General features: G+C 37.9%; 16 protein-coding genes. 6 read left to right on the top strand and 10 right to left on the bottom strand.

The window, feature by feature from the left end; all coding sequences use genetic code 11:
- Positions 1-89: 89 nt before the first annotated feature.
- Together LDO51_RS15725 and LDO51_RS15720 are read left to right on the top strand one after the other, a co-directional pair.
- Entirely contained in the window at positions 90-1517 is a 1428-nt protein-coding gene (locus LDO51_RS15725) for a Na+/H+ antiporter NhaC family protein (RefSeq protein ID WP_225575321.1), read from the top strand.
- Between the two features lie 15 nt (positions 1518-1532).
- Complete coding sequence (locus LDO51_RS15720; RefSeq protein WP_225575320.1) at positions 1533-2522, top strand: D-cysteine desulfhydrase; 990 nt, start codon at positions 1533-1535, stop codon at positions 2520-2522.
- A gap of 145 nt (positions 2523-2667) precedes the next feature.
- Here the strand turns inward: LDO51_RS15720 and yqfB are convergent, their stop codons facing one another.
- Positions 2668-3006 carry a N(4)-acetylcytidine aminohydrolase gene (gene yqfB, locus LDO51_RS15715; protein WP_225575319.1) on the bottom strand — a complete coding sequence of 113 codons (339 nt, stop codon included), beginning with the start codon at positions 3004-3006 and terminating at the stop codon, positions 2668-2670.
- 765 nt (positions 3007-3771) lie between these two features.
- On the opposite strand from yqfB, the gene LDO51_RS15710 reads away from it, so the two are divergent.
- Positions 3772-4560, top strand: a complete 789-nt coding sequence (locus LDO51_RS15710; RefSeq protein ID WP_225575318.1) for a GNAT family N-acetyltransferase — start codon at positions 3772-3774, stop codon at positions 4558-4560.
- A 69-nt stretch (positions 4561-4629) separates the two neighbouring features.
- Here LDO51_RS15710 and ddlA read toward each other — a convergent pair whose 3' ends face one another.
- The 4 genes from ddlA to leuE form a co-directional block, all read right to left on the bottom strand.
- Positions 4630-5733: a D-alanine--D-alanine ligase gene (gene ddlA, locus LDO51_RS15705; protein WP_225575317.1), complete on the bottom strand. Its 1104-nt coding sequence runs from the start codon at positions 5731-5733 to the stop codon at positions 4630-4632.
- A 182-nt stretch (positions 5734-5915) separates the two neighbouring features.
- Entirely contained in the window at positions 5916-6347 is a 432-nt protein-coding gene (locus LDO51_RS15700) for a hypothetical protein (protein ID WP_225575316.1), read from the bottom strand.
- 314 nt (positions 6348-6661) lie between these two features.
- Entirely contained in the window at positions 6662-7261 is a 600-nt protein-coding gene (locus tag LDO51_RS15695) for a tetratricopeptide repeat protein (RefSeq protein WP_225575315.1), read from the bottom strand.
- Between the two features lie 372 nt (positions 7262-7633).
- Positions 7634-8275 carry a leucine efflux protein LeuE gene (gene leuE, locus LDO51_RS15690; RefSeq protein ID WP_225575314.1) on the bottom strand — a complete coding sequence of 214 codons (642 nt, stop codon included), beginning with the start codon at positions 8273-8275 and terminating at the stop codon, positions 7634-7636.
- A gap of 460 nt (positions 8276-8735) precedes the next feature.
- Here leuE and LDO51_RS15685 point away from each other — a divergent pair, with 460 nt between their 5' ends.
- The 3 genes from LDO51_RS15685 to LDO51_RS15675 all read left to right on the top strand — a co-directional run bounded on the left by LDO51_RS15685 (position 8736) and on the right by LDO51_RS15675 (position 10318).
- Positions 8736-9437 (top strand): AzlC family ABC transporter permease, encoded by a 702-nt coding sequence (locus LDO51_RS15685; protein WP_225575313.1) that lies wholly within the window; start codon positions 8736-8738, stop codon positions 9435-9437.
- A complete protein-coding gene (locus tag LDO51_RS15680; RefSeq protein WP_225575312.1) occupies positions 9434-9748 on the top strand; it encodes an AzlD domain-containing protein in 315 nt (104 codons plus the stop codon). Before LDO51_RS15685 ends, LDO51_RS15680 begins: the two co-directional genes overlap by 4 nt.
- Positions 9749-9850: 102 nt before the next feature.
- Positions 9851-10318: a DUF1456 family protein gene (locus LDO51_RS15675; RefSeq protein ID WP_036948092.1), complete on the top strand. Its 468-nt coding sequence runs from the start codon at positions 9851-9853 to the stop codon at positions 10316-10318.
- A gap of 595 nt (positions 10319-10913) precedes the next feature.
- Here the strand turns inward: LDO51_RS15675 and LDO51_RS15670 are convergent.
- The 5 genes from LDO51_RS15670 to LDO51_RS15650 form a co-directional block, all read right to left on the bottom strand.
- A complete protein-coding gene (locus LDO51_RS15670; RefSeq protein ID WP_225575311.1) occupies positions 10914-11456 on the bottom strand; it encodes a fimbrial protein in 543 nt (180 codons plus the stop codon).
- Positions 11457-11480: 24 nt separating this feature from the next.
- Positions 11481-11939, bottom strand: coding sequence for a fimbrial protein (locus LDO51_RS15665; protein ID WP_336432171.1), 459 nt, complete (start codon positions 11937-11939; stop codon positions 11481-11483).
- A 62-nt stretch (positions 11940-12001) separates the two neighbouring features.
- Complete coding sequence (locus LDO51_RS15660) at positions 12002-12499, bottom strand: fimbrial protein (RefSeq protein ID WP_225575309.1); 498 nt, start codon at positions 12497-12499, stop codon at positions 12002-12004.
- Between the two features lie 10 nt (positions 12500-12509).
- Positions 12510-13007 carry a fimbrial protein gene (locus LDO51_RS15655; RefSeq protein ID WP_225575308.1) on the bottom strand — a complete coding sequence of 166 codons (498 nt, stop codon included), beginning with the start codon at positions 13005-13007 and terminating at the stop codon, positions 12510-12512.
- Positions 13008-13022: 15 nt separating this feature from the next.
- Complete coding sequence (locus tag LDO51_RS15650) at positions 13023-13562, bottom strand: fimbrial protein (protein WP_225575307.1); 540 nt, start codon at positions 13560-13562, stop codon at positions 13023-13025.

Raw genomic sequence — 13562 nt, 5'->3', positions numbered from 1 at the left:
AATATCCGACAGCCTACTCCCATTAATGCTATGATTTCCGGATACTTACAAACCACACGTCATACAATAAAAATATCCAAGGTAAACACATGCACGACTATGGTATTTGGACAATTATCACACCAATTGTCACTATCCTTTTGGCTATCCTCACTCGCCAGGTGATGCTTTCATTAATGCTAGGCATTTTAGTCGGTTTTACCGTCATTAATGACCACAATGTATTACTCGGCATTCGCGGAACTGTGGATGGGATCATCGATACATTTTCCTCCGCAGGTAATACTCGCACCATCGTCTTTATGGTTATGATTGGTGGGATCATGCGCCTAGTCGTCGTCACAGGCGGCGTTCGTGCATTAGTTCAGTTACTAACAAATAAAACAAAATTAATTAAGAATAGAACGGCGACACAATTACTCGCCATTGTTATCACTGCCTTAATTTTTATTGAAAGTTCGATTAACCAGTTAGTCGCGGGGGCATCCACTAAGAATTTAGCCAGACAATATGGCGTTGCCCCTGAAAAGATGTCCTATCTTATTCAAACAGCCTGCGTTTCCGTTTGTTCATCAGCCATTATAAATGGTTGGGGTGCGGTTATTATGGGGCTAATTGGTGTACAAATTTCCCAAGGTCTTATTTCAGGTGAACCCTTCGATATTTTAATTAAATCTATCGGCTACAACTTAATGGCATGGCTATCATTGGCCACCATTTTATTCTATGTGTTCACCAATGTTTCGTGGGGACCAATGAAAAAAGCCGAAGTGAAATATCAAGAAAATTTCATAGCCGGAAAATTAACCGAATCCTCTCTTAAAAATGAAGAGGAAGAAATTATTGAGCATCCAAATGCCCATTCAGCCTTGAACTTTTTCATCCCTATTCTTTCGACTGTCTTAATGGTTCCAGTTGCCTTATATATCACAGGCAATGGTGATTTCAGTAAAGGAAGTGGTTCAACATCCGTTTATTGGGGGGTCATGTTCGGTACCGCTGTTTCTTTCTGCTGGTTTATAGGAAGAAGGTTATTAAATATCGATAACTTCTTTAAAGAGCTATTTATTGGCTATGCCAGCATGTTAAAAATCAGCTCCATCATGATTTTAGCTTTCCTAATGGGAAATGTATCTTCTGAATTGAATACGGGTGCTTATATTGCTGAAGTTACCCAAGGGATCATGGCTCCCGGTTTTTCTATCGGTTTTATCTTTATTATTAGTGCCATTATGTCGTTGGCAACGGGGACGTCATGGGGAACTTTCGCCATAATGATCCCAATTGGCGTCCAATTAGGCCTATCCGTCGGCATGCCAATTGAGTATATGATTGGTGCAGCCATTTCAGGGTCTATTTTCGGTGACATGACTTCACCAATTTCTGCCGATGCCATTGTTGCCTCTATGGCCACCGATTGTGATCATATTGAACATATTCGCACTCAAATGCCTTATGCATTAGTGACCGCAAGCTTCGTACTTGCCATTTATCTCTATTTAGGCTTTACCAATTAATACAGGGGAATTTAGATGTCTCTTCAACAAAAATTAACTCAATTCGCAAAAGTTGACTTGCTTAAAGCATCGACCCCATTAAATCGACTCGATAATTTATCGCGTTTATATGGTCGAGAAATCTACATTAAACGCGATGATATGACGCCGTTAGCAATGGGCGGAAATAAGTTGCGTAAACTTGAGTTTTTAATGGCGGATGCCTTAGCCCAAAATGCAAAGATTATCGTGACAGCGGGTGCAATTCAATCTAACCATGTCCGTCAAACTGCTGCCGTAGCGGCAATGTACGGGCTAAAATGTGTCGCTTTATTAGAAAATCCTATTCAAAGTGAAGACAGCAATTTCCTGCATAATGGCAATAAACTACTCACCGATTTATTTGGTACTCAATGCATAATGTGTGATGAATTAACCGATCCACAAGCACAAATGGCAGAGTTAATTAAATCGTTAGACTTGCAAGATGCTTATATCGTCCCTGTCGGCGGCTCTAACGGTCTGGGCGCATTAGGTTACGTTCAATGTGCGATTGAAATTGCCCAACAAAAACCGACCAATATTGAATTTGATAAAGTGATTGTGGCTTCTGGTAGCGCTGGAACTCACGCTGGCTTAGCGATCGGCTTACAAGAATTACTCCCTACTTCACAACTCATTGGTGTCACCGTTTCTCGTACACAGCAAGATCAGGCGCCAAAAGTTGAAAAGCTGCAAAATGAGTTAGCAGAATTACTGCAAATTAAAAACACACCGGAAATTACACTTTGGGATGATTTTTTTGCGCCAATGTATGGCATGCCAAATCGTGGTGGCTTAGATGCAATAGCGCTATTAGCTCAAAAAGAAGGGATCCTTCTTGACCCAGTTTATACTGGTAAAGCGATGGCGGGTTTAATTGATTATTTAGACAATTCCTCTGAAAAAACATCGGTATTATTTGTCCATACTGGCGGCGCTCAAGCCCTTTTCGCCTATTCAGAAATCAACAAAACCATTAAATAATAAATATCGCTCTATGGCGTCAGTTATTTCCATAGAGCGTCTATTTTATACTCGGTATTTATTAGTTACCCCTACCTTGATAATACCAAATATTACAGTGATGTATCTCCAGCCACAAAAGCATTTATAACGCAGTGAAAAACCGTTATCGTGATTCGGCTTTTACCGTTGTTAATCGATAATGAATAACATACAGGCAATTTTCTGTTGGATAAATTTCACGAATTAAGGCTTTCAACGTCTCCAATGTCATCGCTTCTTGAGTCGCGTGATACTCTGAAATATCATCGTAGTTAAGCGGCTCAACAGAAAGTATTTCAATATCGGTGTAGTAATCACCGGTTTCTAAAGCATAGACTTTGACAACCGAGCCTGGCACATAATGACTCTCACTTTCATCACGAATAGTGATCACTTTTTCACCAGAAACAACCAGTGGTAATAAACGCTCAAAGAACGTAATGGTTTCGGGGATATTATTCACAAAAATTCCTTAATCTTCTCTTAATTCAATAAATGCTATCCCATGTACTATGGTGACAGCAATCTCAATTTCATCAATAGACTAGGAACTTTCAGTTAATTTATTAGGATCCCATAAAATGACTCACAACGAAGTGTGTTTTTACTCCTTAGACAATGTTTTTTGGACTGCTATTTGCCTAAAGACGCATCATGTAGAGCCAAATACGCTTGCCTATTTTACTAAGCTAAAAACTCTTTAGTTGGGCATCTATCAAACTTATTTTTTGATATTTAATTTTGTATACCAATCCTGAGTAGTCGCGATTTATAACGCCATTCATCTTATTTACGTCACTCTATTTAGCATATTTATGCAGGTACGATCTCTTTATTTCTACTATCATAATAGAAAAATTAGTAAGATAATCTCATTGAGTTACAAAGCTTTTTATAAATTTACATGACATTTTATAGAGTAAATGAGCAATGTAAGATAGCATCAAATGACAATCTATCTGCATATCGCACGAAACGCCTTAACTCATCTTTAAATTTACTTTATAGATATTGATTAATAACAGTGAAAGCGTTGCACAAGAGTGAGATCTAAAGCCAAAAATAGGATGACAACTACCGCAACGGTTGCTGATTTTAAAGGTTTAGTTATTATCAATAGATAGATCACAAAGGCTTTACTGCCAATAAGTTAACAGAATTTTACATGGGGTCAGATTTGTTATTTGCTCCATTTTAACTAACACATTTTGTATCAGGTAACTGACTAATGAACATACCGCTCTACTATTTACGACATTACCAATCGATCGAAAAGACGTTTTGGACTTCGATTTGTGAGCACAGTATCCAGATTGCACAACATACAATTTGTTATTTAACGCCATTAAATTCCCCAGCGTTCAATTTTATCTATCTGCAACCCGACTCTACCCATCATGCTTTTATGCAAGCGTACAACCTCTTTGTATCACAGAAAAAGAACCACACCTTGGTGATCCCTGAAGAGATGTTACCAAAAGTCGTCAAAGATATTGAAGCACTTAACTATAAACGTGACAGCGTCACTACAGCAATGGCGCTAACTTTGTCACAGCAAAAAGAAGTTGATTTGCCTGATAATCAGGTAGATATCGTACTTGCAAACCATGATTTATCTCTTTGGGCTAAACCATTAGTTTCTGCCTTCTATCTTTCAGAAGAGCACGATACAGTGATCCAAGAGTATGTTCGCTACCACGAAGATGCCTTGCAGCAAGGCGCACCACAATTCCATCTAGTCTTATTAGTGAATGGAGAGCCCGCAACATCCATGACGGTGACCATTGAAGGCGAATTGGCGCGTTTCGACGATATCGGTACTGAACCTAAGTTTCAGGGTAAAGGCTATGCTTCTCAGCTTATTGATTATGCTCTCGCATTTTGTCGCCAGCAACGAGTCGAGCATTGCTTTTTAGATGCTTCAGAAGCAGGATTTGATTTATATAAAAAATTTGGATTTGAGCCGTTGTTCCGTTACATCAATTATGTTTGGTGCAACAAAAACCTAGTGAATTAATGCGTTAACTTTATAGTGATATTGCCGATAGCTGTCTGCTATCGGCAAAGCTTACATAAATATCAGAGATTAAATTTCATCACAGGCTGTTTTTAACGCGGCTGTTTGCTGGAATTTTTCAATCCCAAGTTCAATTAAACGACTGATCAGTTCTTGATAAGTCATACCACCTTGTTGCCATAGTTTCGGATACATACTGATATTTGTGAAACCCGGTAATGTGTTGATTTCATTAATCACAACATCATTCGTTTCTGTTAAAAATACATCAACGCGTGACATACCACTGCAGTTTAAAGCTTGATAAGCTTCAAGCGCAATTGTGCGGATTTTTTCACTCACATCCTGCTCTAAATCCGCCGGAGCAACAACAGACGCTCCATTTTCATCAATATACTTAGTATGATAAGCATAGAAGCTGTCATGCAGCACGATTTCACCACATGGACTAGCGAGTGGATGTTCATTTCCAAGCACCGCACACTCGATTTCACGCCCTTTTACTGCGCTTTCAATCAGTACTTTTACGTCGAATAAGAATGCAAAATCTAATGCTGCGTTAAACTCGCTTTCATTATTAACTTTACTGATCCCAACCGATGAACCTTGGTTAGCCGGTTTAATAAATAATGGTAAGCCCAGTTTCTCAACCGTTGCAGCATAGCTGATTTCACCACGACCACTTTTCAATAGCGTAATAAATGGTGCAATATGTAACCCTGCATCCCTTAAAAGGCGTTTGGTGACATCTTTATCCATGCAAGCCGATGAGCCTAGAACACCCGGTCCAACAAACGGCAAGTTCGCCATACGCAGTAAACCTTGTAGAGAACCATCTTCACCTAAGTTACCGTGGACAATTGGGAAAATAACATCTATTTGCGGGAGAGGCTTAGCATCTTCTAGAGAAATGAATTGTTCACTTTGTTTACCTGGAACAACTGCAATGCTACGTTTTGGAGTATTTAACGCGATATGAGCAGGATCATCACCATGTAATAGGAAGCTCGCCTCATCATATTCATGCCATTGCCCTTCTTTATTAATACCAATAAGGCAAACATCAAACTTACTACGATCTAATCCATTAATAATATTTTTAGCTGATTGCAACGAAACTTCATGCTCAGTGGATTTACCACCGAAAATGACACCAACCCGAATTTTGCTCATTATTTACTCCAACATAAAGACATCAAAAACGATTCTTGGAAATATAGCACGCAGCGAAATAGTTAGGGCATAAAAACTTCACTACGCAAGTAGGTTCGGTGATTAAATGACCAAACCCTTAAAATTATACAAATTTTATGCTGATTGCAGAGTCAACAACAGGGTTTGATTCACATTTGTTTCTAACCACTCCATAAAAATAGCCGCTGGGTATCTGCTTTTATTTCTTTAGGTGAAAGTAAATAATATGCCGAGCCATCTTCAATAAACCCTTCTGGAGCCATGAATTGTTGTGTACTAATTTCATCAGCAACCATGAGAAAAGATGCGATAGCGACGCCCTGATCTGCTAATGCAGCCTGCAAACATAGGTAGAAATGTTCGAAATTAATTTGTTTATTATGTTGTAAATTGATGCCACTGCGGGCTTGCCATGTACGCCAAACTTTGGGCCAGGAGGCTGGTACGAGCAAATTTATCTCATGATAGGGTTGGCTATCACTTTTCTTGATAATACCCGTCCACTCTGCACATATTTTCTTCGCATAAATATTGTCATCCCACGTGAAATCATTACGACGAAGAACAAGATCGCCCCGCCTTATTAAAATCAATAGGACCACCTGCGGCAATTAAGTGCACGGTGATTTCAGGGTATTGCTGATAAAATTATCAATTTATTATGGATAAAATTATCAGTATCTTGATGAGTTCAACCGTTCTCAGCTTACTGTTTGTTCCTGTTATTTATAGCTTGATGGATGATTTGAAACAGAAAACATTGCCACTATTCGGGAAATGTACATCAGTCACTCCATTCGGTAGAGATATAAAACGCGGGTAAGAATAATTACAATAATTTGGCTCTCCATATCAACGATGGAGAGCCAGTAACGAAATGTTTTAATGAACGTTTTTAAAAAATAACTTACTCTATTAACTTACTATTTTTTAATTTTACTGCTGTTTGATACCAGTGCTTATTATAATTCTGTGCCGCTTTAGGTAAAAGTGAATAAGTTTTAATCACTTCATCAATTAATGGCATCGCTTCAATCACTCGTTTTTGTTCAAATAAAAACTCAGCGTAAGCGACCTTATATTCAATATGGTCACGATGATTTAATAAGGCACGAAATTCATTATCAGCTTCTGTAACCAACCCTAGACGTGCTAAAGAACGAGCATATAAAAAATGCCCTGTATTCGAGTTGAACGTTGGATTTTTTTCACACAATAAGTCTAGCGTCTCTTTACAACGTGCGTATTCACCCGCTTCATACAGTACATCAGCATATTTCAACATAATATCTGGTGAATACTGATTAATTCCTTGCAGTGATTCCTGATAGTATTTAATCGCATTTTGATAATCCCCTTTATCCGTATAGGCGTCTGCCAGTGTCACACAACTATTCGTGGTCGGGTTTAATTCATACTCTTTTAGAGCTTGATTGATGCTTTTATTGGGTGCTAATTGTTTTTTAATCGCTCTTTCTAACTTATATCCATGGCGGGAATAACGCATAGCCGGCATCCAAATGACCAGCGCATAAACAACCGAGCCCAAAATTGGAAAAACAAATAAAATGAATAACCAATAAGAGTTTTGATTACTCTTTATTGAATGAACAGCGAAATAAATCGCAGGAATAAAATAGATTAATAATCCCAGAATGTGCATAACAACCTCAATCAGTATCAACTCGATGGTTTTGTATATGGCCGTACTTATACTTCCTTGTACAGCGGCTTACTTAGTCGTGACTAAATTAGCACCATCATGACAGGCATCACTCTGAAGGCAAACAGGAAAAAACCTGAAAAGCTAAATTAAAAACAAAAAAATAGCTGGCATATTCGCCAGCTACCCTTTGATAAAAATTGATAAATCAATAAATTAGGCTGTTAATGCTAATTTCGCACCGAACATTAAAAAGACGGCACCAATACAGCTATTTGAAAATTTAGATAATTTTTTATTGTGTTTGACCATGTTGGTCACTGCAACAGCACCAAATATCAGCATTGATAGATAAAACATGCTACATACTTCTAATATTACGCCGAGTACGAAGAATGGCACCCCTGCACTTGGGTACGCTGGGTCAATAAATTGAATGAAAAATGAAACATAAAAAATGATCATTTTTGGATTTAGCAAACTTAAAAAGACGGCTTTCTTATACGTCCCTTTTGTTTCTAATATGATCCCATCGACATCTGTTGCAGATTCTTTTTTATGCAATACTGAATATAACGTTTTAATACCTAAGTAAAATAGATAGGCAGCACCCGCATATTTGATCACGCTAAAAAATAGAGGAGACGTTTTGACTAAAGACGCGACACCTAAAAATGATAAAAAAATGAGCAATGCATCGCCAGTAAACACACCAAGTGCTGCTTTATAACCATTTTTCACACCATATTTTGCGCTACTCGTTAAAACAAATAGAGAATTAGGGCCTGGTACCAATGTAATAAAAATCACACCGATAAGATAAGTCCATAAGTTTGTAATACCTAAATTTTCAAGCATAATAAACCCGCTAACCCAATAAAAGTTATAACAATTAATTCACATTTTGGCTTAATAGATACTATGATACACAGCTTTTATTTTTAATAAAAGATACCACCATCAAACACCTTAAATACAAACTACAAAACCATTAATTTGACATTAAACTAGTTATTTATGTTGATTTTAATACCTTAAATTGAAACAAAACTTCAAATAAAAACACTTAATCAGAAGCCAACTAAAAATATCCTTTAAATGACACGAAGCTTCAATAATGAACAAAAAATAAGTTTTTAATGCTATTGAAAGGTTGTAGGTAGAGATAGTGATTTATTTCACATTTCACGATATAACAATGGATGCCTACAGCGTATCGAATAATGATTTGTACTCTAAATACCTGTAGTTAAATCAACCTTGTCTCTTTTTAGACTTTTATTCAATGAATGACATTTCAACATACAGGTGCACATCAATGTCGTCCCAACAACCAAAGCCATGGCAGCGCACAATGATGGATGGAGCCATCCACACATTACCCTTAAACCTTGCAGTTATTCCATGGGGGGTTCTTGCTGGCTCCATGGCCATTGAAACAGGACTTTCTTTTTGGCAAAGCATCGCAATGTCTGCAATGGTTTTTGCAGGCGCAGGTCAATTAGTCACCCTAGGTTTACTCAATTCAGGGGCGGGCTATATTACGATTGTGATTTCTGTTTTTTTTATTACATCTCAACATCTTTTATATGGGCTAACCATGCGCCCTCACGTAAAAGATTTCACGACACCACAACGTGTAAGCATTGGCTTTCTATTAACTGATGAGCTATTCGCAATTAGTGCAGCCAAACGTCAACCTCTCAGTTTTTCCTATTTATTTGGCGCCGGATTTAGTTTTTATATTGTATGGTTAGTGACTAGCTTGTGCGGCATTGTGATGGCAAATTTAGTGGGTGATTTAAGCAAATTACATTTAGATTTTTCAGTAGTCGCAACGCTATTAGCTATCGTCGTTCCACTCACTAAAAAAATCAGTACCGCCTGCGGTGTTTTATTTTCATTAATTACTGCGATTACCCTATCAATGTATTCGATCAGTAGTGCAATAGTGATTGCCGGTGTTGGTGGGATGTTTGTTTCTGTAGGTGTCTCTCGTTTATTAAGGGAAGAAAAATGATCTGGATTTTAATTATCAGTTTAACGGCTGTCGTTTTCTCCCTACGTTATATTTTTCTGATCCCCCAATTACCAATACGATTACCATTAATTGTACGCCAAGCACTCAGTTATTCAGCCCCCTGTTTGCTTACCGCAATTTGTGCTCCTGTAATCTTATTAGAAAATCATGAATTACGTAGTTTTCCTGATAATCCTTATCTTTGGGGAGCACTATTTTGTGTTGTGGCGGCATCCTTACTGAAAAATATGTTGATCACCGTCGGATTAACATTAGCCTTTTTCTTTGGACTTATTTACTTTATGGGCTAAACAATAATTTATAAAGCATCGGTAGCCACCTTTGCTTTATAATAACGTTTCATGGCTAATAGAAGCCTGTTTTTTTAATCGATCCGTTGGATAATTAACCCCATGCTAAATAATTACGTTTTACGAAGTGTTCGTTATATGTTGGATTTGAGCGATGCTCAGATGGTTGAAATCGTAAAACTTGCAGACTTTTCAGTCACAAAAGAAGAAATGAGCCTTTGGCTAAAGAAAGATACCGATCCAGACTATGTTGAATGTAGCGACCTTGTGCTTGGTCACTTTCTTAATGGATTGATTTATCATCGCCGTGGTAAAGATGAAAGTCGTCCAGCTCCAGAAGTTGAAGATAGAATCAATAACAATATTATTTTCAAAAAGTTGCGTGTCGCCTTTGAACTGAAAGACGTTGATTTACTGGAAATTTACCAGTCTGTTGATTTCCGAGTTTCAAAACCAGAATTAAGTGCTATTTTCCGTAACCCAGAACATAAAAATTATCGTGAATGTGGCGACCAACTACTTCGTTACCTATTAAAAGGCTTAACGTTGCGCCTACGTGGAAATAAATAATTTAGAACACCATAATATTCGTAAACATTATGGCAAGAGGCTGATAGCAATGTCAGCCTAGTTGTTTTTCAGTCAGTAACTCAATCAGCACTGGGGACATTTAAGAGAAATATAATCCAGCGTGTAGTGCTTGCAGTCTGAAAGGCCCGAACGATGGCTCGCCCAACAGCGTCATACCTTACCTGATTACGAATGCCAACATATCACCCTCACCATGCCCCACTTATTAAATCGGGGCATGAGGACCACAAATGGTATTATTGGGTAAAATAGAAAAATAATAGATAAGGAAAATTTTTACATAATTTTCCTTATCTCCTTTTGGGTCTAAAAATAAATGATTTATCATTAGTCATGATTTTTAAATAATAACGACTCGTACTCTAATAAAAATATTTATAATACTAAACTGACTATACTTAATAATTTTTGTTAGCAATTCGTTTGGGTTATCCATCACTGCCCCAAAATTTAATTCAATATTTTCATCCCTGGGATAAACTTCACATGCATCGTTAATCCTCCCATTTTTAATGGAAGTTAACTTAATAAAACCGAAAATAATCTCTAAAACTGTTTCCAATTCACATTAATATTATTCATACTCCAACATAAAGGTTGCGGTCGCCTCAAAGGCTCCACGTCCTATTGTTTTAGTTAGTAAGCGAGTTGGCTCTCCCTCTACATATGCTTTCAGGTTGAGATTATTACCATTCCCCGTATGCAATTGCTGAATATAGTTTTTTGCTTTATTCAATAAAATTGGTGTGCCATTTCCAGTTTCTAGCCCAATAGCGATCCCACTCGCTTGACTCCCAGCATTAAGCGCTAACAACCCCGGTAATGCTGCACTTTCAGTGCCCATAAAAGTTACTTGAACTTCTTTACCCAACACTAAATCACAATTAATTAACCGAATTGTAAATGGCTGACTGTGTGTTCGTGTGTTCAAGTACAGATATTTGTCTACAATGGTGCCAAAATCCAATTCGATATTTTCATCACCAGGGTATACTTCACAAGCGTCCTCAACTAACGTTCCATCAAATTGTACGGTTTCCGACTGTGCACAAAATGGGGCGCCCACTAAACTGAGTGACAAGACTAAAGGCCATAATTGACGTAATGGTATTTGCATTTTTCTTATTTCCCTTTCATCGTGTCATTGAAAATCGATTGTCAATGTCCCAGTCGCAGTAAAATTATCACCAACCAGTTCCGCTCCTGCGCGCTTAATTGGAACCGCAGATAATCTTGGTGGATTTGAACTATCAATTGCAAACGCTTTATTCAGTTCTAACGGTATTCCATCCTTTTGAATTTGAAGACCTAATTTTCCGTTATTCAAAGGGCTACTTGCTAGTAATGTCGCGTTATCAAATCCCGTACCAGCAAGTGTCCCACTGAAGGTCAATGTCACATTCCACGGTTGACTTAAGTCACCTTGACAATTCAATTGATACGGAATGTCTTGTTTAAATAGATTCCCATCCACTTTACGCACCCCCACCTTTCCAAAAGAAACGCGTATAGGATTAGTTTGCCCTAATTCACAAACGGGAGGCAGTACTAGCGTGCCATCAAAAGACCAATTGGCTTCTACTGATGAGGACATCATCATGAATAGCCCCCCTAAACTACATAAATAACAATAACGTTGACTTGTGCTTATCAGTAATTTTTTCATTGATAGTTCACCTTTAATGTCGCCAACGCAGTAAAACTACCACCATCTGTATCATTAAACCCCGCGGTCATATTTTTAATCGGCGCGGCTTTTAAAGAAGGCAAAGACGTATAATTAATATTCACTGGCTGATTAATCGCTTGTCGAACATTATTGATATAAAAAGCAACGCCTAATTTATTGTTACTTGTTTTTAATGCACCATCGCTATTAAACGATGTCCCATCACCTTCTAAAGTCAATGTTAGATTATTTTTTGCTAATCCTGTACACGATAGATTCAATGGTAATGTTTGTGAGTAGTTATTACCGTCAATACGTGTTAATAAAATATCACCAAAATGAATTGCGGCTTGATTATTATTATTGAGAATACATTCTGGTGGTGTCACAATTAAATTACCGTAAAGATTTGCCTCTAATCCCAGCGCAAATGGATTGCTTATTACACAGAAAAAACAGAGTACTACTTGTTGTCGGTGAATAAATTTCATCTTGTTCTCCTTAACGGTAATCCACCACAAAAGTTAATGTCCCATTGAAATCTCCGCCATCTGTTAATACCGTTCCCGAGGGTTTTACTGGCACCGCATAAAGCGTAGGCTCACTGCTACCATAGGTAAAATTAACAACATCACCATTACTTAAACGAGTAGAATCCTGATAAACAGCGATCCCTAAATTAGTCCTATTTGTACGAATGACATTTTGTCCATTGAGCGTAATCGGGCTCCAACTGACCGTCATTTTTAATGCATTGCTATAAACATTCGTACAATTTAAGGTGTAATCAATCCGCGTGCGTTTATAGCTGCTATTGTCAATCAGTGTTTCATGGATATCGCCAAAATTGACATCCGCAACCGTACCGCTATTCACGGTACACTCTGGCGGTGTAACAACCAGTGTTCCTGTAAAATAGACATCCAATGCTTGTGATAATACCGGACTTAACAAATAAATCAGGCCGATAAAGCACCGAATAAAGAGAGTATTATTCATGAGATCTCCCCGCTTTTATTGATAATTTAACGTCACGGTCATTGTGCCAGTGAACGCTCCCGCATCACTGAGCATTACACCGCTAGGTTTTATCGGTACCGCATACAAGTTCGGAGACTCACCATGGGTAAAGTTAATTGATGCTCCGTTACTTAAGCGAGTCGAATCCTGATAAATAGTAATACCTAAATTTGTTCGGTTTGTCCTGATAGCAGAAACGCCGTTAACAGTTGTGGAATCCCATGATAACCCCATATTCAACGCATTTTTTTCTAAGTTACTGCAAGATAATCCGGTATCAATGGGGGTTCGCTTATAACTCACCCCATCAATTAATCCTTGTTGTACATCTCCAAAACGCACAACTTGCATTAAGCTATCATTACTAAACGTGCACTGTGGAGGTACCGTAATGGTCAACGTTAAATTCAGATTTGCTGTATCGGCACGTACGACCTGGAATAAACTGCCAAATAATAGTGAGCTAAAAAAAAGAAAGCTGAACACAATAAGGCCTTTAATTCCTATGGCCATATGCTGCATTAATAACATCAT

Source organism: Providencia alcalifaciens, from assembly GCF_020271745.1.
Classification (GTDB): Bacteria; Pseudomonadota; Gammaproteobacteria; order Enterobacterales; family Enterobacteriaceae; genus Providencia; species Providencia alcalifaciens_B.
The sequence above is the reverse complement of the archived record's forward strand: the minus strand, read 5'-3'. Positions and strand labels throughout refer to the sequence as shown.

Excerpts from the sequence above, each read along its gene's own strand:
- LDO51_RS15710 (WP_225575318.1), top strand. The coding sequence starts at position 3,772 with ATGAACATACCGCTCTACTATTTACGACATTACCAATCGATCGAAAAG.
- LDO51_RS15680 (WP_225575312.1), top strand. The coding sequence starts at position 9,434 with ATGATCTGGATTTTAATTATCAGTTTAACGGCTGTCGTTTTCTCCCTA.
- LDO51_RS15665 (WP_336432171.1), bottom strand. The coding sequence starts at position 11,939 with ATGATGATGTCCTCATCAGTAGAAGCCAATTGGTCTTTTGATGGCACG.
- LDO51_RS15720 (WP_225575320.1), top strand. The coding sequence starts at position 1,533 with ATGTCTCTTCAACAAAAATTAACTCAATTCGCAAAAGTTGACTTGCTT.
- LDO51_RS15650 (WP_225575307.1), bottom strand. The coding sequence starts at position 13,562 with ATGATGTTATTAATGCAGCATATGGCCATAGGAATTAAAGGCCTTATT.
- leuE (WP_225575314.1), bottom strand. The coding sequence starts at position 8,275 with ATGCTTGAAAATTTAGGTATTACAAACTTATGGACTTATCTTATCGGT.
- LDO51_RS15670 (WP_225575311.1), bottom strand. The coding sequence starts at position 11,456 with ATGCAAATACCATTACGTCAATTATGGCCTTTAGTCTTGTCACTCAGT.
- LDO51_RS15655 (WP_225575308.1), bottom strand. The coding sequence starts at position 13,007 with ATGAATAATACTCTCTTTATTCGGTGCTTTATCGGCCTGATTTATTTG.
- LDO51_RS15725 (WP_225575321.1), top strand. The coding sequence starts at position 90 with ATGCACGACTATGGTATTTGGACAATTATCACACCAATTGTCACTATC.
- LDO51_RS15660 (WP_225575309.1), bottom strand. The coding sequence starts at position 12,499 with ATGAAATTTATTCACCGACAACAAGTAGTACTCTGTTTTTTCTGTGTA.
- LDO51_RS15675 (WP_036948092.1), top strand. The coding sequence starts at position 9,851 with ATGCTAAATAATTACGTTTTACGAAGTGTTCGTTATATGTTGGATTTG.
- LDO51_RS15685 (WP_225575313.1), top strand. The coding sequence starts at position 8,736 with ATGTCGTCCCAACAACCAAAGCCATGGCAGCGCACAATGATGGATGGA.
- LDO51_RS15695 (WP_225575315.1), bottom strand. The coding sequence starts at position 7,261 with ATGCGTTATTCCCGCCATGGATATAAGTTAGAAAGAGCGATTAAAAAA.
- ddlA (WP_225575317.1), bottom strand. The coding sequence starts at position 5,733 with ATGAGCAAAATTCGGGTTGGTGTCATTTTCGGTGGTAAATCCACTGAG.